The organism is Nonomuraea bangladeshensis (assembly GCF_039529455.1).
In the GTDB taxonomy this organism is placed as follows: domain Bacteria; phylum Actinomycetota; class Actinomycetes; order Streptosporangiales; family Streptosporangiaceae; genus Nonomuraea; species Nonomuraea bangladeshensis.
Genome location: NZ_BAAAMV010000003.1, coordinates 601,678 through 622,126 on the forward strand (window position 1 = coordinate 601,678; position 20,449 = coordinate 622,126).

Below are 20,449 nucleotides of genomic sequence, written 5' to 3' on the forward strand. Positions count from 1 at the left end.
CTAGAGGCCGGCGTCGCATGCGGGCCTAGAGGCCGGCGTCGCACGCGAGCCTAGAGGTCGGCGACGCGGAGCGTGCCGGTCATGCCCAGCGTCTCGTGGCCGGTGACGCCGCACACGAGGGTCAGCAGCGCGCCGGACGGGGCGTCGAGCCGCAGCGTCGCCGTCTGCCCCGGGGCCAGCACCGGCGTGTGCGCCGACACGCCGATGCCGGTCACGATGAGGTCGTGCGCGGTGGACCCGGCGTTGGTCACCTCCAGCGTCACCGGTCCGGGCCGCAGCACGGGGTCGCCTACGGTCACGGCCCATTCGGTGAGGCCGACGCGGGTGCTCGCGACCGGCGGCCGGTACTCGTTGGAGTGCTTGACCATCAGCCGGTCCGACAGGAGCACCCCGCCGTCCATGCGGCCCTCGACGACCGCCCCCTGACCGCCCGCGAAGACCGGGGAGACCTCGCCGGTGTGCCGCACGGGCAGGTTCCGTACGCCGTCGGTGAGCGTGAAGGCGACGCCGTGGGGCATGGCGTGCACGCTGCCGGCGACGACCAGCCCGCCGACCCGCAGCCGGGCGCCCGGCTCCGGCGGGTCCTGGGCGAGCTCCTGCGGCGTGCGGTAGTAGACGGCCCCTTCGCCCAGCGCCTGGAAGACGAGCACGCCCCCGGCCACCACCGCCACGGCGGCGATCAGCAGCCTCCTCATGACGGGGTGCGCCCCGACCACACGACGTAACCCGCCCAGGTGGCCACGGTGAGCAGGTAGCCGGCGGCGACCCAGAGCCAGCCGCTCATCGCGCGGCTCCCGCGGGCACGGGCGCGGCGGGGAGCGACGGCGGGGGAGCGGCGGCGAGCGAGCGGACGCGGCGCGCGACCACCCAGGCCGCCAGCGCGGTGAACGCCGCCGTCGCCAGGATCAGCGCGGCCAGCATGGGCGCCGCGATCGGGAGCCGCCCTTCCGGGCTGAGCACGGTCGGCGGCTGGTGCAGCGCCCGCCACCACAGGACCGAGCCGTGCGCGAGCGGCACGGTCAGGAACCCGGCGCAGCCGGCGAGCGCCGCGGCCCGGCCGCCCGCGAGCCGCCCGGCCAGCAGGTACGCGACGTACGCGGCGAGCATCAGCGCCGTCGTGGTCAGCCGCGGGTCCCAGGTCCACCACACGCCCCAGACCGGCCGCCCCCACACCATGCCGAGCGCGATGGCGAGGGCGGTGACGCCGGCGCCGACCTCGGCCGCGGCCCTGCCGATCCGGTCCAGCTCCGGCCTGGGGCGCCGCAGCCGCAGCAGCCCGGCGGCGAAGACCGCGGTGAAGCACAGGTAGGCCGTCCACGCGGCGGGCACGTGCACGTACATGAGGCGCTGGACCTCGCCCTGCACGGCGTCGGGCGGCGCCACCGCCAGGCCCGTGACCAGGGCCGTCGCGGCTCCCGCCGAGACCAGCGAGCCTGTCAGGGACGGTCGCATGCCTCCTCCTCCCGTCATCACCGTGCGTGACCGTGTCAATCTATCCACCCCGTCCGTGACCACGGCGGAGGCGCACCCGCCGCAGCAGCCGGCAGGCGGCCACGGCGAGGAGGAAGCGCTCCAACCAGCGGCTCAGCAGGCGGCCGGTGCGGGAGCGCGGCTCGCCGCCGCCGGAAGGAGGCGGGTAGGCCGTGTCGGCGCTGTGCCGGGCGGCCTCCTCGCTCGTGTACTCGGAGTTGCTGAGCAGGCAGGTGTCCCCCTCGTAGTAGGCCCAGCGCCAGTAGCCGTTCGGCTGCCGCCACACCTCAACCCGCATGCCGGCCTCCCGCCTCCGCGACCCGCGGCGCGTCCTCCGCTGGCACGTCGGGCCGGTGACCGAGCCGCCCCGGTGCCGGGCGGCGGGGCGGCCGGGGGCGGGACAGGCCCAGGGCCTCACCGACCTGACGGGGCTCCAGCGTCATGAGTCGGCTCTCCGGATGCGCCCGCAGGGCCCGCGCCAGCACGTACGCCACCGCCCCGATGACCGGCGGCACGGCGAGCACCACGATCCGCAGCACCGCGACGACGTCCTCCACGGGAGCCTTCAGCCAGCGCGCGATCAGGTCGTCGGAGGCGGCGAACAGCAGCAGCCCCGTCTGCGCCACCGCCCACGCCCCCACCGCCGTCCGCCCGGGACGGTCCCTGACGCGGGCGTCCACGTGGTGCCGGCCCCGGTCGCCGGTGACCAGGCGGTCCAGCCACGGCCAGGCGTACATGACGAGGACCATGAGCAGCGGCAGCGCCACCGCGGGCAGGAACGGCGACGGCACCAGGTAGCCGAACACCCGGAACTCGGCCGCGGGGAACAGCCGGATCATGCCCTCCACCCAGCCCATGTAGAAGTCGGGCTGGCCCGGCGTGGTCGCGTTGGCCGGCTTGAACGGCCCCCATATCCACACCGGGTTGATCTGCGCCAGCCCGCCCAGGCCGAAGGTCACCGCCAGCACGCCGGACAGCAGGGCGAGGGAGCGGAAGGCGTACGTGGGCCACATCTTGGAGCCGACGACGTTGCTGTCGCGCCGCCCGGGGCCGGGGAAGTGCGTGTGCTTCTGGCGGATCAGGATCGCCATGTGCGCGGCGATCAGCGTGGCGATGAGCGCGGGCAGCAGCAGCACGTGCAGGCCGTACAGGCGCGAGATGATCAGGTCGCCGGGGAACTCGCCGCCGAACAGCAGGAACGCCGCCCACGACCCGACCACCGGCACCGACAGCGCGATCGAGTAGCCGATGCGCAGCCCGGTGCCGGACAGCAGGTCGTCCAGCAGCGAGTAGCCGACGAAGCCGTTGGCCAGCGACGTGAGCAGCAGGGTGACGCCGACCAGCCAGTTGATCTCGCGCGGCTTGCGGAACGCGCCGGTGAAGAAGATCCGGCAGGCGTGCGCCGCGATCGCCCCCAGGAAGATCAGCGCCGACCAGTGGTGGACCTGCCGGAACAGCAGCCCGCCGCGCACGTCGAAGCTGAGCTCGACCGCCGAGGCGTAGGCGGCCGACACGGACGCGCCGTGCAGCGGCGCGTACGAGCCGCCGTAGATCGTCTCGGCGGTGCTCGGCACGAAGAAGAAGGTGAGGAAAACCCCGGTCGCGACCAGCGTGACGAAGCTGTAGAGGGCGATCTCGCCCAGCATGAACGTCCAGTGGTCGGGGAAGACCTTGGCCAGCGCGGTCCTGGTGATCTCGGCGGCCCGCAGCCGCCCGTCCACCCAGCGCCACCCGGCCCGCCCCAGCAGGCGGAGGATCACATCGGCCTCCAGTAGCCCGCGCCGACCGGCTCGTGGAAGTCGCCGGCGGCCACCAGCACCCCGTCGAACCCGAGCCTGAGCGGCAGCTGCGGCAGCGAGCGGGCGGCCGGACCGAACACCGGCTCCGCGCCGCGCAGCACGTCGAACACCGACTGGTGGCACGGGCAGACCAGCCGCTCCTCGGGCCGCATGTACTGGCCGACGGGGCAGCCGGCGTGGGTGCACAGCTTGGAGTAGGCGATGATGCCGCCGACCGTCCAGCTCTCGCGGCCGCGCGGCAGGTCCAGGCGGGCCGGGTCCACGTGCAGCAGCAGCGCCATGCTGTCGCCGGTGTCGCGGTGGCCTTCGGGGAAGACCGTCAGCATCGTGCCCCGGGGGACCCGCTCGGGCCGGATGAGGTAGCCGTCCTGGTCCACCAGGCGCACGCCGTCCTGCCAGGCGGTGGTGGCCAGCGCGACCGCGGGGGAGGGGCCGTGCACCAGCAGCGACCGCAGCGGGAACAGCCCGGCCAGGCCGAGCGTGCCGAGCGCCGCCGTCAGCATGCGGCGCGGCAGCCGGCCGGCGGGCGGCTCGAACTCCGACTCCAGCGCCTCGCGCTCCTCCGGCGGGGAGCGCATCGGCTCGCGCTCCTCGACGTACGGGCCCTGCGGCAGCAGCCGGGCCGCCCACAGCGTGAACCCGGCGGCCAGCCCCGCGAAGGCCAGGCAGAAGCCGAGCCCGAGCAGCAGCCGGTCGCTTCCGGTCACGTAGCCGAACGCGGCCAGCACCGCGCCGAGCACGGTCGCCGCGAAGGCCACGGCGATGCCGCGCTCGGCCCGCCGCCCCGGATCGCTCATGGCGCCCTCTTCCCGATCAGGCGGATGAACAGCAGCAGCAGGCCGAGCCCGACCAGCAGGGCGACCGCGCCCTCGGCGACCGGGCCGATGCCGCCCAGCGGGTTGCCGCCGTGGTCGAGCTGATGGCGGGTGGTGGTCAGGTAGGAGGCGATGGAGTCCAGCTCGGCGTCCCCGAGCACCGAGGGCGGGAAGGCGGGCATCGCGCCGGGGCCGATCCGCACGGCCTCGGCGATCTGCGTGGGTGTGGAGTGGAGCAGCGGGGGAGCGGCCAGCCCGTGGGCCAGCGTGCCGCCCGACTGCGCGCCGGAGTGGCAGGAGGCGCAGGTGGCCAGGTAGAGCTCGCGGCCCAGCCGCACGTCCCCCGGCCCGACCCGGGGGATGGCCGGACCCGGGCCGAGCGCGGCGATGTAGGAGGTGAGCGCGGCGATGTCGGCCTCGGTGAACGCGGGCGGATGGCGTTCGGGGCGCACGTCGGGCCGCGGGATCGGCATGCGTCCCGTCGAGAGCTGGTAGTCGGCGTTGGCCGCGCCGACGCCCTTGAGCGACGGGCCGCGGTCGCTGCCCACGCCCCCCTGGCCGTGGCAGGTCGCGCAGTGCGCCCCGAACAGGTCCCTGCCGCGCTCCTGCGGGGACGGGGACGGCGTTCCGGCGAGCACGCGCTCGATCATCGCTCACCTCCGGACGCCGGCGAGGCGACGGACGGCCTCGGAGCGCTCATTTCCCGGGGCCCGTCCATCCACGCGAGGAAGACGGCAAAGATCGCGCCGAGATATACCAGGTCAGCCGGTATCCACATGACCAGCCCGGCCAGTTGCTGATCGGTCAGCGGGTCGGCGCCCGACGCGAGCGCGGCCGCCGCCTGACCGGGGAACAGCGGCGCCCCTGCCAGGGTGAGGACCGCGCCGAGCGCCGCGCTGGGCAGCGCCGTGGCGAACAGGTAGAGGATCGCGGCGGGCGGGTTCAGCCGCGACCGGGAGGACGACAGGACGTGCGTCCACAGCAGGTACGAGGTCCCCAGAAAGCAGGTGTGCTCCACCAGGTGCGCCACGGGGTCGCGGAGCGCCAGCTCGTACGGGCCGGGCAGGTGCCAGAGCCAGAGCACGCCCACGTGCGCGGCCCAGGCCGCGACCGGCCGCCTCGGCACCCGGCGCAGGACGTGCCTGGCCCGGGCGAGCACCCGCCGCGCCCGCCGGGGGAGCGCCAGGGTGAGCGGCAGGCCGGGGGAGCCGGCGGCCAGCAGCGGACCGGCCGCCGAGACGAGGATCATGTGCTGCAGCATGTGGGTGGAGAACCGCTCGTCGGCGACCGCGTCGAGGGGCGGCAGCAGGGCCGCCGCGACCGCCCCGAGCCCGCCCGCGAAGGCCCACGCCCTGACCCGGCCCAGCCGGCGCGCGCCCGCCCGCGGCGAGCGGCCGGGGCCGCCGAGCCGCCGCAGCCCGATGAGGTAGCCGGCGGCGGCCAGGACCAGCCAGCAGGCCACCGGCGCCACCCCGGCCAGGTCCAGCCCGCCGGCGTGATGGTGCAGCGCCGTGGGGTGTGGGGCCGTGGGGTGCGGGGCCGCATGGTGCAGCGCCCGCAGGGCCGTCACCCGCATGCGGCCAGCACCGCCACCGCGACCGCGCCGAACAGGATCATCAGGCAGGAGAACGCGTCGAGCCCGAGCCCCAGCTCGGCCAGGAACCTCGCCCGCCGCTCCCGCCGCCCCTCAGGCTCGGTCAGGTGACGCAGCCGCAGCCGCCACGCGACGGCCAGCGCCGCGACCGCGACGACGCCGGGCAGGACGGTGGCCAGCAGCGCGAAGAGGCGTACGGGGACGCCGGCCACCTCGGGGTGGCCGATCGAGCAGGCCACCTCCACCACGGCCCAGGCCACCAGCAGGTGCGCGGCCCACGCCAGCACGCCGCCCACGACGGCGAAGGCGAGCAGCCACCGCGCCGCCCGCCGGGTGCTCGGCCGCGTGCTCACAGGTGCGGGCTCAGGTAGAGGGAGAACAGGATGGCCAGCCATACCCCGTCCACGAAATGCCAGTAGAACGACACGATCCGGACCCGTTCGTGATGGGTGCGGCCGAACTTGCCGGCCAGCGCCGCCACCAGCGTGAAGCCCACCATGAGCAGGCCGGTGAAGACGTGCGTGCCGTGGAAGCCGGTGATGACGTAGAACAGCGAGCCGTAGGCGTTCGTGGTCCAGGTGAACTCCGACAGCTTGGTCGCGTACTCGGTGGCCTGGACGCCGAGGAAACCCGCGCCGAACAGCAGCGTGAGCGCCAGCATGACCCTGAGCAGCCACCGCCGGTCGTGCCTGATCGCCCAGTCGGCCCAGGCCATCCAGCCGCTGCTGATCAGCAGCAGCCCGGTCATCGCCAGCGGCTTGGCCAGCTCGGGCTTCTTGATCCCCGGCGGCGGCCACTCCGCGGAGGTCAGGAACCGCAGGTAGAAGTACGAGGCCAGCAGGCAGGCGAACAGCGTCGCCTCGGTGGCCACGAACAGCACCATCCCCCACCAGGCAGGGGTGCGGCCCTTGGGCGCGCTGCTCAGCGCCGCGGGCTCGGTGATCTCGTCGATCGCGCTCATGCCCGGGCGGCCTCCTTCGGCCAGAGCCAGCGGACGACGACCAGCGCGGTCGCGACGCCGAAGGCGGCGGCGAAGCCGGGCCGGTCGAACAGCAGGGAGGCGACGGCCAGGAACAGCGCGCCCGCCGCCGCGATCGGCGCCCATGAGTGCTCCGGCATCTCCAGCGGCCCCTCCGGCTCGCCGTCCAGCTCCGACGTGCGCAGCACCAGATGCCCGTCGGCCAGCACCCGCGCCTCGGACGTCGCGCCCTCGGCGAGGGAGGCGCGCGAACGCTCGTCCCACATCGGGTGCAGGCTGTGGACGGTGGGGATGACCGCGAAGTCGTACGGCTTCGGCGGGGACGCCGCCGCCCACTCCAGCGTCTCGCCACCCCACGGGTCGGCGGGTGCGGACGGGCCGCGCCGGTGGGCGTACCAGAGCGTGCCGAGCACGACCAGCAGCCCGACGCCCAGCAGGTACGCCCCGACGGTCGCGGCCAGGTTCCACGGCTCCCAGCCGATCCCCGACGGAAAGGTGTAGACCCGGCGCGGCATCCCCAGCAGCCCGGAGACGTGCATGGGGAGGAAGGTCAGGTTGAACCCGGCGAAGGTGAGCCAGAACGCCCAGCGCCCGGCCCGCTCGCTCGTCATCGTGCCGGTCAGCTTCGGCCACCAGTGGAACAGCCCGCCGATGACGGGGAACACCGCGCCGCCGAACAGCACGTAGTGGAAGTGCGCGACCACGAAGTAGGAGTCGGTGACCTGCTGGTCGAAGGGGACGACGGCGAACATCACCCCGGTCACCCCGCCCATCGTGAACACCACGATGAACCCGGCCGCCCACATCATCGGCACCTTCGGCACGACGCGGCCCATGAGCATGGTGGCCAGCCAGGAGAAGACCTGGATCCCGGCCGGGATCGACACCACGATGCTGGCGGCGGAGAAGAACGTGAGCGACAGCTGCGGCAGGCCCACCGCGAACATGTGGTGCACCCACACCCCGAAGCTGATCACCCCGGTCGCCACCGTGGCCAGCACGATGAGGCTGTAGGCGGCGATCGGGCGGCGGGAGAAGACCGGCACGATCGAGGAGACGATGCCGAGCGCGGGCAGCACGATGATGTACACGTCGGGATGGCCGAACAGCCAGAACAGGTGCTGCCACAGCACCGCGTCCCCGCCCGCGGCCGGGTTGAAGAAGTGCGTGCCGAACCGGCGGTCCAGGAAGAGCAGGAAGTTGGCGGTGTTCAGCGGCGGCAGCGCGAACACCACCATGAACGAGGTGACCACCAGCGCCCACACGAACACCGGCACCCGGTTCAGCGTCATGCCGGGCGCGCGCAGCTTCAGCGCGGTGGAGATGAAGTTGATCGCGCCCGCCGTCGTGGACACCCCCAGGAACAGCAGCCCCAGCGTGTAGACGTCCAGATTGGGGCCGGGGGCGAAACGAGGGCCGGTGAGCGGCACGTACGCGAACCACCCGCCGTCCGGCGCGGCCCCGAACGGCAGGCTGCCGAACATCAGCACCCCCGCCAGCAAGAACACCCAGTAGCCGAAGGCGTTCAGCCGGGGGAAGGCCATGTCCCTGGTGCCCAGCATGAGCGGGAACAGGAAGTTGCCGAACCCGAACAGCACCGGCGTCGCGAACAGGAAGATCATCGCGGTGCCGTGCAGGCTGAAGAGCTGGTTGTAGGTCTGCGGCGCGACCACGCCGGCGTCCGGGGCGATGAGCTGGGTGCGCATCACCACGGCCTCCAGCCCGGCCAGCGTGAAGTACACGGAGGCCGTCACCAGGTAGCGGCGGCCCACCCGCTTGTGGTCCACCGTGGTCAGGAAGCCGCGCAGGCCGGGCGGCTCCTGCCAGTGGCGCGCGACGCGCTCGGCGGCGCTCGCCCGCGCCCCGGTGACGGTCTCCACGTGCTACTCCAGACTGTCCAGGTAGGCGGTGACGGCGCGCAGCTGCTCCGGCGCGAGCGGCTGCGGCGGCATGCGGTTGCCCGGCTTGTACGCCTGCGCGTTCGCGATCCAGGCGGCCAGGTTGGCCGGCGTGTTGTGCAGGGTGCCCGCGCCGAGGAAGCGGCGCCCGCCGACGTGCGTCAGGTCCGGCCCCTGCCTGCCCGCCGCGGACGTCCCGGCGACGGTGTGGCAGGAGGCGCAGGACGCCGCCTCGAACACCTGCCGCCCCTCGCCCGCCGCAGTCGCCGGCCGCGCCTGCCTGGCCAGCCACGCGTTGAAGGCGGCGTCCGGCTCGGCCACGATGTGCAGGGCCATCCGGCCGTGCTGGGTGCCGCAGTACTCGGCGCACTGCCCACGGAACAGGCCGGGCCGGTTCGCGGTGAACCACATGTCGTTGACCCGCCCGGCCACCAGGTCGGTCTTCACCGTGAGCTGCGGCACCCAGAAGCTGTGGTTGACGTCGGCGGTGCGGAGCCGTACGTGGACGGTGCGCCCGACCGGCACGTGGATCTCGTTGGCCGTGGTGAAGTGCGAGGCGGGGTAGCGGACCTCCCACCACCACTGGTGGCCGGTCACCTCGATGGTCAGCGCCTTCGGGTCGCGCGGGTCCTCGAACGCCCGCATGCCGTCCAGGCCGGTCAGGTACGTGAAGGTGAGGATGACGGCCGGGACGGCGAGCCCCCACACCACGACGAACCGGCGTCCCGTCGCGGTGCGCGCGCTCGCGTCGCGGCGTCGCACGACCGCCCACAGCACCAGGACCGTGACCACGACGCACACCACCACGGCGATGCCGAACAGCAGCCACCACAGATCGGCCACCCGCGCCGCGCCGGGACCGCCCGGCGACAACGCCGACGGAGCGCCGGCGGAGCAGGACGCGGCGAGGAGCGGCACGCAGGCCGCGGCCACGCGCCCGATCTTCGTTGCCGCCACGCTCGGAGCCTCCCGTCCCCCCTGTCCGCGCAGGCTAACCCGGTGCCTCGACGCGGCCCGCTCGCCACGCCAGCGACCTGGGGAAACTTGTCCATCGCCGCGGTCGGGGCGATGCTGGCCCTGCCTCCCTCCGATCCGTACTCCGGGAGGAAGCCGTGTCCGACCGACGGGCCGCGCGGCCGTGATCGACGTCCTGGGTTCCGCCGCGCTGTGGTCCGGGCTGGCCGCGTCGCTGGCCGCCGCGCTCACCTGGCCGCGCGCCCGGAGCCGTGCCCGGAGCCGCGCCCTGGCGGTCGGCGGCACGGCGGCGGCGCTCGCCGCCGCGATCCTCGCCTTCCTGCTGCTGGAGACCGCGCTCGTCACGCACGACTTCAGCGTGGGGTTCGTGGCCCGGCACGGCGGGCGCGAGGTGCCGCTCTTCTTCACGCTCACCAGCCTGTGGTCGGCGCTGGAAGGGTCGCTGGTGCTGTGGCTGCTGATCCTCACCGGCGTCGCCGCCGTCGCCGCGCGGGCCCGCGACCCGCTCCAGCCGGTGGCGATGACCGTCGTCATGCTCGTCTGCGCCGCGTTCTTCGCGCTCACCGCGCTCGCCGCCGACCCCTTCGTCCCGGCCGACCCCGTCCCGGCCGACGGGCCGGGCCCCGACCCGCTGCTGCGCGGCCACCCGCTGATGGGGGTGCACCCGCCGCTGCTCTACCTGGGGTTCGCCGCCCTGGTGGCGCCCTTCGGGTACGGCGTCGCCTGCCTCGTCACCGGCGGCACGGCTGCCGCGCGCATCAGGGCCTGGACGCTGGCCGCGTGGGTCCCGCTGACCGCCGGGATCGTGCTCGGCGCGTGGTGGTCGTACGGGGTGCTCGGGTGGGGCGGCTACTGGGAGTGGGACCCCGTCGAGAACGCGTCCCTGATGCCCTGGCTGCTCGCCACGGCGCTGCTGCACGCCGTCCGTACGCGGGCGCTCGTCACCTGGACGACGCCGCTGGCCGTGGGGGCGTTCCTGCTGGTGCTGCTCGGCACGTTCCTGACCAGGAGCGGGGCGGTGGCGAGCGTGCACTCCTTCACCCGCTCGGAGGCCGGACCGGCGCTGCTCGGACTGCTGACGGTCGCGCTGGTCGGCGCGGGCGGGCTGCTCGCCCGGCGCTCCGCGCGGCGGCCGCGGCCGGCGGGCCGGCCGGACCCGGCGCTCCTGCTCGGCTGCGCGCTCCTGACCGTGCTGGCCGGCACCGTGCTGCTCGGCACCCTGTTCCCCGCCGTCGCCGGGCTCCTCAGCGGCGAGCAGGTGTCGGTCGGGCCGCCGTACTACGACCGCACCGTGGTGCCGGGCCTGCTGGCGCTGGTCGTCCTCATGGGAGCGGGCGTACGCCGCGCGGGCCGCGGCCTGGCCGTGCCCGTCGCCGTGGGGGCCGCCACCGTCGCCTGCCTCGGGTTCACCGGCCGCCATCCCGTCATGGCCCTGGTCACGTTCGGGGCGGCGGCGTTCGCGCTGGCGGCGCTCGCGGGACGCCTGCCCGGCCCCTCGGCTCGCGAACGGCTCGACCGGAGGCGCACGGGCGCGCTGCTCGCGCACGCCGGGGTCGCCCTGGCCGCCGTCGCCATCGCCGCCTCCACCGCGTACGCCGAGGAGGACCAGGGCCGGATCCAGCAGGGCGGCTCCCTGCCGGCCGGCGGCTACAGCGTGCGGCTCGACGGCGTCGAACGGGCGCGGACCGGTGACGCCATGACGGCGACCGCCCGCGTCAGCGTCACCCGGGAGGGGCGGTTCGTCGGGGTGCTGCGACCCGCGCTCGTCTTCTTCCCCGCCAGGGGCGGCTCGCCGGTCGCCCGACCGGCCGTCCACGGGGGGTTCGCGGGCGATCTGTACGTGTCCGTGACGGAGATCGACCAGGAGGGGGGCGCGGTGATGCTGCGGGTGGCGGTGAACCCCCTCATGGGGATGCTCTGGACAAGCGGCGGCGTGACCGCCCTGGGCGGCCTCCTCGCGCTGCTCCCGGTCGGCCGCAAGCGAACCCGCACCACCGGACGGTCGGGGCCGTCCGAGCGGGCTTCCAGCCCGGACGAGCCATCCAGCCCGGACGAGCCATCCAGTCCGGACGAGCCGTCCACTCCCTCAGCGCCCCCAGGGCCCCCAGCGGCCTCAGGGGCGGCCCGGCGGACGGCCCGGCGTGGTGGGGTGTCGTCGGCATGAGGCGGCTGTCGGTTGTCGCGGTCGTCGCTGTCGTGGTGCCGATGTTGGTGGTCGTGCTCGTCCACGCTCTCGGCGACGGCCGGGAAGGGACGTGGGTCGCGCCCGAGCGGCGCAGGCCCGATCTGGCCGGTCGCACGCTCGACGGGCGGCCGTTCGCGCTCGCCGATCTGCGCGGCAGCCCGGTCCTCGTCACGGTGTGGGCCTCCTGGTGCGACCCGTGCCGCGAGGAGTTCCCGCTGCTCGTCGCCGCCGCGCGCGACCTGCGCGGCGTCCACGTGCTAGGGGTGGACCTGCGCGACGCGGCCGGCGCGGCGCGCGCGTTCCTGGCGGAGACGGGCGCGACGTCCTTCCCGCACCTGTCCGACCCCGAGGGGCGGCTCGCGCTCGAACTCGGGGCGCGGGGCGTGCCGGAGACGTTCCTCCTCGACCGGGACGGCTTCGTCGTCGACCGCCTGATCGGCACGCTCACCCCCGGCTGGATCGAGGCGCACGTGCCGCCGCTGCTGGACCCGTGATGGCCAGGCTCGCCGCACTGATCCTGACCGTGCTCGCCGCCCTGGCGCTCTGGAACTCCGCGCAGCGGGAGCCCGGCCTGGCCGAGCGTACGCACGACCTCGCCGCGATGCTGCGCTGCCCCGACTGCGCGGGGGTGTCGGCGGCGGAGTCGTCCTCGGCGATGGCCCTGTCGGTCCGGGCCGAGATCGAGCGCCTGCTGCGCGCCGGCGTCGGCGATGACGACATCCTTCGATATTTCCGGCAGCGTTACGGGGAGTGGATCCTGCTCTCCCCGCCGATGCAGGGGCTGCCGCTGGCCCTCTGGGCGCTCCCCGCGGCAGCCCTGGCGGCGGCCCTCGTGGCGGTGGCGTCGTCGGCCGCCCTGACGATGCCACGACCGGCCGTCTTGGCGCCGCCGGCCGCACGGCGGTGGCGGCGCATGGCGCTTCGCGGCCGGGAGCCGTCGGCCGCACGGCGGCGGAGCATGGCGCTTCGCGGCCGGGAACCGTCGGCCGCCGACGCCGGGGCCGTGCCCGGCAGGGGTGGCGCCGCTGTTCCCGTGGTCGCGTTGGCCGCGCTCGGCGTCCTGGCCCTCGTCGCGGGGGCCGTCGTCGTCCGGGTGAGTCACGAACCCGCGCGACCCGTGACGGCGGACCAGCCCGACGACCCGGTGGCCAGGGGACGGCTGCTCGCGTCCGCCGGCGACCACGAGGGCGCGATACGCGCCTACCGGGAGGCACTGCGCCGGCGTCCGGACGACCGCGCCGCGCTCTCCCTGCTCGGCCTGCAGCTCATCGAGACGGGCCGGGCCGCCGAGGCGGTGTCCCTGCTTCAGCGCATGGCCAGCGGCCGGTCACGGGACGCCGACCTGCTGCTCGTCCTCGGCACCGCGCAACTGGCCATCGAGCCCGAGCGAGGCCGCCGCACGCTCGCCCGCTTCCTGGCCGTCGCCCCCGCCGGGCACCCGGCGGTGCCACGGATCCGTGACCTCCTCTTGCATCCGGTACCCAGGTACAGGCTTAACGTCGGGACATGAAGAAAAACCTCGCTCCTGATGAGGTGTGGGCTCCCGACGCGTGCACGCTGCCCACGGTCGAGCGGCCCCTGCGGGTGGCCGAGTTCGACGCGCTGTTCGCCGGGACCGTCCGGGCCGTGCGCCGTCCCGCGCGGGAGCGGCTGCTGCTGGAGCTCGCCTTCAGCCCGGACAACGCCGCGATGGCAGCCGAGCTGGCGGCGCGGGAGAGCGGCTGCTGCTCCTTCTTCACCTTTGTCCTCACCATCGCGGGCGGCGGTCTCGCGTTGGAGGTGGCGGTGCCGCCGGAGCACGTCGAGGTGCTGGACGCGCTGGCCGGGCGCGCGGGGAGACCGGCGTGAGGCAGGACGGCCCGTACCTGCGCAGCGGGCAGGTCGCCGAGCGGGCCGGGGTCAACCCGCAGACCCTGCGTTACTACGAACGCCGGGGGCTGATCGCCGAACCGGCCCGCAGCCCCGGCGGGCACCGCGCCTACCCACCGGACACGGTCACCCTGCTGACCGTGATCAAGGCGGCCCAGCGGCTCGGCTTCACCCTGGACGAGGTGGCCGAGCTGCTCGACACGGGCCGGCGTGGCCATCCCACCCCTGACCTGCGGACCCGCGCCCAGGCCAAGATCGCCGAAGTGGACGCGAAGATCGCCGACCTGACCACGATCAGGACGGCGCTGGGCCAGGTGGTCAGCGCCGGCTGCGACAGCCTGACGCACTGCACCTGCCCCGACTGCCCGCTGCCCTTCGCCGACCTGGCCCCGGGCCATGCCCCCGAGGAGAGCCGGCCGACGTGAGGACCGGCCGCCGCGCGGCGGCCGGTCGCCGGGTCAGGAGCGGGGGGCCAGCCCGCGCTCGATGGCCTCGATGATCCGGGGACGCAGCTCCGCGACGCTGACGATCGCGTCCACCGAGCCGACCTCCACGGCCCGCTGGATGCTGTGCACCCGGTCGAACTCCGCGGCGATCTCGCCCAGCTTCTCCGCCCGCACGGCCGCCTGCACCTCCACGAGCTGCGCGTTCAGCGCCGCCCGCTCGGCCCCGGTGAGCCCCGAGAGGCGTCCCTGCAGCTCGGTGACCCGCGCGTCGGTCGCCGTGCGGTGGTTCACCTCGCTGGAGAACACCACGGCGGCGGCCGGCGCCCCGCCCAGCACCGAGGCGAACGAGCCCTCCAGCGCCAGCACGGTCATGTTCGGGTTGAGCGCCTTGGAGAACACCACGAACGCCCCGCCGTGGTAGCGCGAGATCACGCAGAACACGATCGGGCCCTTGAAGTTGACGATCGCCCGGCCGATCTCCGCGCCGTACTCGAGCTGGAGCTTGCGCATCGACTCCGGCGAGCCGTCGAAGCCGGACAGGTTGGCCAGCACCACCAGCGGCCGGTTGCCCGACGCCGCGTTGATCGCCCGCGCGGTCTTCTTCGACGAGCGCGGGAAGAGCGTGCCCGCGGTGTAGGTGTCGGGGCCGTCGGTGGGAGGGAAGCCCCGCCGCGGCACCGCGCGGGACTCGATGCCGATCAGGCAGACCGGATGGCCGCCGATGTGCGCGTCCTGGACCGCGGCCGTCTCGGCGTCGGCCATGCCCGCCCAGCGCTCCAGCACCGGGTGGTCCTGGTCGGCCAGCGCGCGCATCACCGTGCGGATGTCGAACGGCTTCTTGCGGTCCGGGTTGTGCTCGGCCGAGAAGATCTCGCCCACCGTGGTGAAGTCGCTGCCCGCGACCGTGTGCGGGAAGGGCGAGATGTCCCGGTCGGCGGGGTCGGTGGTGACGGCCCGCCGGGGCCCGGTCTCGCCGGGCGCGACGTAGGTGTGGTCGTAGTGCGCCATCAGCACGTCGTGGGCGGCCCGCAGGTTGGGGGCCCAGTATTGCGCCTGGCCGTTCGGGCCCATGACGCGGTCGTAGCCGCCGATGCCGAAGTTGTCCTCGGCCGACACCCCGCCGGAGAAGTCCAGCGACTGCTTGCCGGTGAGCACCATCGCCGAGTCCGGGGTCATCACCAGGACGCCCTTGGTGTGCATGAGCATCGTCGCCTCGGCGTTCCAGTAGGGCTGGGCGCCGACGTTGATCCCGGCGACCACGACGTTGATCTCGCCGCCCGCCTGCGTGAACGTGACGATCCGCTTGAGCGCCGCCGCGACCCAGTCCATGTTCTCGGTGCCCGAGGTCATCGAGATCCGCGCGCCCGCCGACAGCGCGTACCACTCCAGCGGTACGCGCATCCGCTCGGCGAGGTCGAGCGCGGCGATCACCCGCGAGCACTCCGGCTCCGACAGCGCGCCCAGCGCCTTGGTCGGGTCGCCGAGCAGGACCACGCGGGTGACGCCCTCCGGGTGCCGCTCGGTCGGCGTCGAGACGACGCCCGCGACGATGGCCGCGCTGTTGCGGCCCTTCGGCCGGTCCACCGGCACGAGCGCGCCGTGCTCGTCGAGGTCGTGCTCGACGAAGCGGCCGAGCATGGCGCTCAGCTCGTACGGATAGACGCTGCCGCGCCGGGCGGCCCGCAGCACCTTCTGGCGGTAGTCGTCGAGCGGCCGGACCGGCTCCGTCGAGGGCTTCTCGACGTACAGGGTCGCGCCGTGGCCCGCGTCGAGCGTGATGCGCACGGCGACCTCGCTCAGCTCGCCCGCGGCGTTGCGCTGGCGGGCCACGAACAGGACCTCCTCCAGCCCCGCGCCCACCGTGGTCGGCAGGATGCGCTGGACCAGCGCGTTGAGCTCGTCGTGCGAGATCTCGGTGGCCGGCCAGACGTACATCATGATGCGGTTGGTGTCGAGGCGTTTGTTCTGCGGGCGCTGCGCCTGGAAGTTGCGGATCGCGTCGAGGCCCGCGGTGAGCGCGTCCTCCACGGCCGGCAACGCGACCAGCCTGCCGTCGGCCTCGCGCAGCGGCGTCAGGTCACGGACCTGGCCCATCGCGAGCAGCCGCTCGTCGGCGGGGTTGCTCTTCGCGACCGCCTTGAACAGGTAGATCTCCTCGTCGACCGACGGCAGCCGGGTGAGGTCGAACTCGCGCCACCGTTCGAGCTGGAGGCGCTGCGCGATCTGCGGGTGGATGCCGCGGATCAGCCGGTCCTCGGCGAAGCCCTGCCCGTCGGGCCGGAAGGTGAAGCCGTGGTGCATCACGGCGCCGCCGGTGCCGGCCACGATGACGGTGATCCGCTGGACGCCCTCGGGCCGGGCGTGCCCGGCGACGATCCCGTCCAGCCGTACGGCCATCGCGTCGTCGTCGGGCTGGTCCTCCCAGGTGACGTAGACGTCGACGGCCACCTCAGGCCCGTCGGCCTCGGCGGTGAGCGTGGCGGCGGCCGCGAGGGCGTCCGGCAGGGCGGTGATGTCGGCGGCGGTGGCGACCACGCGGGTCGCGCCGTCCGAGCCCGCCCGCGTCGCCGTGACGAACCGGCAGCCGCCGATGTCCCGCGCGACGACCTCCGACAGCCCGCGGTTGCCGTAGTAGCGCCGGGTCAGGACCTCCAGCAGCGGCGCGTGGTCGCGTCCCGGCCGGCCGATCCGCTGGCCGAGCAGCCGGACCAGCGGCTCGGCGCTGGCCACCATGGCCTGGATCCGCTCGGCGCGGTCGGGCGCGTCCGGGTCGCGGTCGAGGTGACGCAGGTGGCCGCGGACCGCCGCGTACACCTCGGCGCGGCTGCGCCGCAGCAGCGGCTGGGCGAACCAGCGGAACACCACGCCGCGGGCCAGGTCGGTCAGCGTGGGGAAGCGCACCTGCGTGGCCTCGACCAGGTGCTCAAGGGTGAGCCCCGCGGGCTCGCCCAGCGACTCCAGCGGCGGCGGGCCGGCCAGCCACCGGCGCAGCAGCTCCGACACGATCGCGACGCCCGTGCTCATCCGCTGCTGCGCCAGGAAGATCCGGAACACCGCGGACTCCAGCTCCGGCGTCCGGTCGAGACTCGTGACGCCGTAGTGGGCGAGGACCTTGGCGAGCTTGGCCTGGAAGCCCTCGGTGAGGCCGGCGCGTTCGACGTCGAGGCTCTGCAGGTAGCTGTGGAAGAACTCGCGCGGGCTGTGCACCGCGCTGTCGGACTCGGCGCCGAGGTCGCCGCTCGGCTTGTTGCGGCTCAGCTCGCACAGGTCGGCGAAGACGGTGAGCAGGTCGAGCTCGCCTTCGAGCACCTGGCCGCCCAGCTCGTCGCGGGCGGCCACGTAGTCCGCCAGCACCCGCTGGTGGCCCTGCGGATCGGCGTCGAAGCCCAGCAGCAGCCCGCGCAGGTGCCGCAGGCCGCGCTCGGCCCGCTCGGCCGCGGGCACGTGCGCCGGCTCGGCGGGCAGGTCGATCTCGGCGACGCCGGCCTCCTCCTGCGGGCTGTCGTCGGTGAGCGGCTCCAGGCGCATCAGGGCGGCCCCGGTCTCGACCTGGGTGCCCACCGGCACCGGGCATTCGCGCACCCGGGCCCGGAACGGCGCGCGCAGCACCGTCTCCATCTTCATGCTCTCCAGCACCAGGATGGGCGTGCCCGCCTCGACCTCGTCGCCCACGGCCACCGGCGCCGCCACGACCAGCGCGGGGGCGGGGGAGCGGACCACGCCGCCCTCGTCGCGGCTGATCCGGTGCGTGACGCCGTCGACCTCGACCAGGTGGGCCGGTCCGTGGGCGGCCGACACCAGGCGGAACCGGCGGCCGTTGACCACGATCTGGCCGCTGTGCGCGTCGAACCTGTCGACCTCGACGTCCGCGTGGTGCACGTCGCCGCCGCCCGAGACGCCCACCCGGAACCGCTCGGGCCCGACCCTGGCCACGCTCACGCGGTAGCCGACGCCGCGCAGCTTGAGGTCCAGCGGACGGCCCGGGTCGTGCCGCACCTGGGGACGGCCGCCGTAGGCGGTGGACAGGAGCCGGCGGAGACTGAGCTCCTCCTCGTCGCGGTAGGCCCGGATGGCGGCGGCCACGAGGGCGACGGCGGAGTGCCGGTGGCTGACCAGACGGCCCTCGGCGCGTACGCGGTCGATCCAGCCGGTGTCGGCCCGGGCGGTGATGACCTCGGGCTGGTCGAGCAGGTCGAGGATGAAGCTCTTGTTGGTGGCGCCGCCCTCGATGATCACGGTGATGTCGGTCATCGCCCGGCGCAGCCGGCCCAGCGCCTGCTCGCGGTCGCGGCCGTACGCGATGATCTTCGCGATCATCGAGTCGAACGCGGCCGGGATGACGTCGCCCTCCCTGACGCCGGTGTCCACGCGGATGCCGGGCCCGGCGGGCAGCACCAGGCGCGCGACGCGGCCGGGGGACGGCGCGAAGTCGCGGTCGGGGTCCTCGGCGTTGAGCCTGGCCTCGACGGCGTGGCCGGTCTCGACCGGGGGAGGCCCCTCCAGCCTGCCGCCCGCGGCCACGTGGAGCTGCAGCCGGACCAGGTCGGTGCCGGTGGTGACCTCGGTGATGGGGTGCTCGACCTGCAGCCGGGTGTTGACCTCCAGGAAGGCGAACAGCTCCTCGCCGGGGTGGTAGAGGAACTCCACGGTGCAGGCGCCGCGGTAGCCGACCGCCTTGGCCAGCCGCTCGGCCGACGCCTTGAGCTCGGCGGCCTGCTCCTCGCTCAGGACCGGGGAGGCCGACTCCTCGATGACCTTCTGGTTGCGCCGCTGGACCGAGCAGTCGCGTACGCCGAGCGCCCACGCGGTGCCCTGGCCGTCGGCGACCACCTGGACCTCGACGTGCCGGGCCCCGGTGACCAGCCGCTCCAGGAACACCACGCCGGAGCCGAACGCGCGCAGCGCCTCCTGGCGGGTGCGCTCGTAGGCGTCGGCCAGCTCCTCCTCGGAGGTGATCACGCGGATGCCGCGCCCGCCGCCGCCGGCGCTCGCCTTGAGCATCAGCGGGTAGCCGATCTCCTGGCCGGCGCGCAGCGCCTGCTCCAGGGTGGCCACCTCGCCGCGGCTCCACGGCGCGACCGGGACGCCGGCCTCCTCGGCGAGCAGCTTCGCGCCGATCTTGTCGCCGAGCCGGCGCATGGCCTCGGCACTCGGCCCGATGAAGGTCACCCCGATCTTCTCGCACAGCTCGGCGAAGGCCGGGTCCTCGGCGACGAAGCCCCAGCCGACCCAGGCCGCGTCGGCCCCGGTCTCGACGAGCGCCCGCTCCAGGACGGCGTGGTCGAGGTACGGCCGGGCCGAGGCGGGCCCGAGCAGATGGGCGAGATCGGCCTCCCTGACGAAGGTGGCGTCACGGTCGGCGTCGGTGTAGAGGGCGACCGTCTCGATCCGCACCCCGGTCTCCGCCGAGAGGTCCCTGACCGCGTGGATGAGCCGCATCGCGGCCTCTCCGCGGTTGACGATGGCGACACGTTTGAACACCGACTGATTCTCCCCGCTGTCACGTGCGCGAGGCGACGTTCATCGCATCGCGTCGCCTCCACCCGTTCCACGGTGCTCGAACATCATCATTCGCGGCGCCATATGGAGGCCGCCACATTGTAAAAGATCCGCCTCGCGACGGGACCTGCGCGCTGTCATTACCGGCGGGTATCAGCCCTGGTACGGCGGCGCGACGCCCCACCCCCAGTGCGGCACCGGGGCCTGCTCGACGGGGGTCGCACCGGGCTGCGAGTTGGCCAGGGCGAGCCTGGTGCCCCATTCGACGTAGCCCATGAACGCGGCGCGGAACTCCGGGTCGTCCGGCAGGCCGACCTCGTCGGCGGCGTCGGCCAGCAGGTTGACCCAGCGGCGGCGCTGCCGCTCGCTGATCGCCCTGTCGCGGTGCATGCCGAGCATGTGCGGGTAGCCCCCGCGCTCGCCCGTGTAGCGCGCGGGGCCGCCGAACACCTCCGCCAGCCACATGGCGACGAAGCGGGGATGGTCGGGGTCCATGTGGGCGAACAGCGGGCCGACGACGTCGTCGGCCTTGACCAGCTCGTAGAAGCGCTCGGTGAGCCGTTCGAGCGCCTCGGTGCCGCCGGCCCACTCGTACAGGGAGGGGACGGAGCCGCCGGGGCCGCGCACCGGGGTCTGCTCGTAGTGGCGCATCTCCTCGATCCGCTCCACGTAGGGGCGGATCTCCTCGAAGAAGGCGGGGAAGTGCTCGCCCGCCCTGAAGCCCTTCATGTGGTCCTCGGGCGAGGTCCAGGTGATGCGCAGGACGTAGCAGGCGGGTTCGTCCACGCAGCGGCTGAGCTCGTAGTCCACGCACTGCGGCGCTTCGGCGAGCGACCGGGCCGCCCTGCCGTAGGCGGCCTCGAACTCAGCCGAAGCGCCGGCGGGTAAGCGATAACGGATGTACTCCACGATCACGATGA

General features: G+C 74.3%; 18 protein-coding genes. 5 read left to right on the forward strand and 13 right to left on the reverse strand.

All coding sequences use genetic code 11. The features are described from left to right. Positions 1 to 50: 50 nt before the first annotated feature. From ABD292_RS10610 to coxB, 11 genes are all read right to left on the reverse strand, one after another. The gene (locus tag ABD292_RS10610) at positions 51 to 695 is read right to left on the reverse strand and encodes a cytochrome c maturation protein CcmE domain-containing protein (RefSeq protein WP_344206916.1); all 645 of its coding nucleotides are present in this window, start codon (positions 693 to 695) and stop codon (positions 51 to 53) included. Positions 696 to 780: 85 nt separating this feature from the next. Beyond that, positions 781 to 1,452 (reverse strand): cytochrome c biogenesis protein CcsA, encoded by a 672-nt coding sequence (gene ccsA, locus ABD292_RS10615; protein ID WP_344206917.1) that lies wholly within the window; start codon positions 1,450 to 1,452, stop codon positions 781 to 783. A 40-nt stretch (positions 1,453 to 1,492) separates the two neighbouring features. Continuing rightward, positions 1,493 to 1,768 (reverse strand): hypothetical protein, encoded by a 276-nt coding sequence (locus tag ABD292_RS10620; RefSeq protein ID WP_344206918.1) that lies wholly within the window; start codon positions 1,766 to 1,768, stop codon positions 1,493 to 1,495. After that, a complete protein-coding gene (gene qcrB, locus ABD292_RS10625; RefSeq protein WP_344206919.1) occupies positions 1,758 to 3,230 on the reverse strand; it encodes a cytochrome bc1 complex cytochrome b subunit in 1,473 nt (490 codons plus the stop codon). The genes ABD292_RS10620 and qcrB overlap by 11 nt, the downstream gene beginning before the upstream one ends. Continuing rightward, positions 3,227 to 4,066, reverse strand: coding sequence for a Rieske 2Fe-2S domain-containing protein (locus ABD292_RS10630; protein WP_344206920.1), 840 nt, complete (start codon positions 4,064 to 4,066; stop codon positions 3,227 to 3,229). Before ABD292_RS10630 ends, qcrB begins: the two co-directional genes overlap by 4 nt. Beyond that, the gene (gene qcrC / locus ABD292_RS10635; RefSeq protein WP_344206921.1) at positions 4,063 to 4,734 is read right to left on the reverse strand and encodes a cytochrome bc1 complex diheme cytochrome c subunit; all 672 of its coding nucleotides are present in this window, start codon (positions 4,732 to 4,734) and stop codon (positions 4,063 to 4,065) included. Before qcrC ends, ABD292_RS10630 begins: the two co-directional genes overlap by 4 nt. Then, complete coding sequence (locus ABD292_RS10640) at positions 4,731 to 5,660, reverse strand: cytochrome c oxidase assembly protein (RefSeq protein WP_344206923.1); 930 nt, start codon at positions 5,658 to 5,660, stop codon at positions 4,731 to 4,733. Before ABD292_RS10640 ends, qcrC begins: the two co-directional genes overlap by 4 nt. Continuing rightward, positions 5,651 to 6,031: a hypothetical protein gene (locus ABD292_RS10645; protein WP_344206924.1), complete on the reverse strand. Its 381-nt coding sequence runs from the start codon at positions 6,029 to 6,031 to the stop codon at positions 5,651 to 5,653. The genes ABD292_RS10640 and ABD292_RS10645 overlap by 10 nt, the downstream gene beginning before the upstream one ends. Continuing rightward, a complete protein-coding gene (locus ABD292_RS10650; RefSeq protein ID WP_344206925.1) occupies positions 6,028 to 6,639 on the reverse strand; it encodes a cytochrome c oxidase subunit 3 in 612 nt (203 codons plus the stop codon). Before ABD292_RS10650 ends, ABD292_RS10645 begins: the two co-directional genes overlap by 4 nt. Continuing rightward, positions 6,636 to 8,537, reverse strand: coding sequence for a cytochrome c oxidase subunit I (ctaD, locus tag ABD292_RS10655; RefSeq protein ID WP_344206926.1), 1,902 nt, complete (start codon positions 8,535 to 8,537; stop codon positions 6,636 to 6,638). The genes ABD292_RS10650 and ctaD overlap by 4 nt, the downstream gene beginning before the upstream one ends. 3 nt (positions 8,538 to 8,540) lie before the next feature. Continuing rightward, positions 8,541 to 9,512 (reverse strand): cytochrome c oxidase subunit II, encoded by a 972-nt coding sequence (gene coxB / locus ABD292_RS10660; protein WP_344206928.1) that lies wholly within the window; start codon positions 9,510 to 9,512, stop codon positions 8,541 to 8,543. A 181-nt stretch (positions 9,513 to 9,693) separates the two neighbouring features. On the opposite strand from coxB, the gene ABD292_RS10665 reads away from it, so the two are divergent. Genes ABD292_RS10665 through ABD292_RS10685 form a run of 5 tightly spaced genes read left to right on the forward strand, consistent with a single transcriptional unit; the run spans position 9,694 to position 14,009 of the window. Then, entirely contained in the window at positions 9,694 to 11,694 is a 2,001-nt protein-coding gene (locus tag ABD292_RS10665; protein WP_344206930.1) for a heme lyase CcmF/NrfE family subunit, read from the forward strand. Further along, positions 11,691 to 12,209 carry a TlpA family protein disulfide reductase gene (locus ABD292_RS10670; RefSeq protein WP_344206931.1) on the forward strand — a complete coding sequence of 173 codons (519 nt, stop codon included), beginning with the start codon at positions 11,691 to 11,693 and terminating at the stop codon, positions 12,207 to 12,209. The genes ABD292_RS10665 and ABD292_RS10670 overlap by 4 nt, the downstream gene beginning before the upstream one ends. Next, positions 12,209 to 13,225: a cytochrome c-type biogenesis protein gene (locus tag ABD292_RS10675; protein ID WP_344206932.1), complete on the forward strand. Its 1,017-nt coding sequence runs from the start codon at positions 12,209 to 12,211 to the stop codon at positions 13,223 to 13,225. The genes ABD292_RS10670 and ABD292_RS10675 overlap by 1 nt, the downstream gene beginning before the upstream one ends. Continuing rightward, positions 13,222 to 13,563 (forward strand): hypothetical protein, encoded by a 342-nt coding sequence (locus ABD292_RS10680; protein WP_344206933.1) that lies wholly within the window; start codon positions 13,222 to 13,224, stop codon positions 13,561 to 13,563. Before ABD292_RS10675 ends, ABD292_RS10680 begins: the two co-directional genes overlap by 4 nt. Beyond that, on the forward strand, positions 13,560 to 14,009 hold the full coding sequence (locus ABD292_RS10685) for a MerR family transcriptional regulator (protein WP_344206934.1): 450 nt from the start codon (positions 13,560 to 13,562) through the stop codon (positions 14,007 to 14,009). The genes ABD292_RS10680 and ABD292_RS10685 overlap by 4 nt, the downstream gene beginning before the upstream one ends. A 33-nt stretch (positions 14,010 to 14,042) precedes the next feature. On the opposite strand, the gene ABD292_RS10690 is transcribed toward ABD292_RS10685, so the two are convergent. After that, a complete protein-coding gene (locus ABD292_RS10690) occupies positions 14,043 to 19,511 on the reverse strand; it encodes an ATP-binding protein (protein ID WP_344206935.1) in 5,469 nt (1,822 codons plus the stop codon). A gap of 171 nt (positions 19,512 to 19,682) precedes the next feature. After that, positions 19,683 to 20,444, reverse strand: a complete 762-nt coding sequence (locus ABD292_RS10695) for a group II truncated hemoglobin (protein WP_344206936.1) — start codon at positions 20,442 to 20,444, stop codon at positions 19,683 to 19,685. Between the last annotated feature and the right edge of the window lie 5 nt (positions 20,445 to 20,449).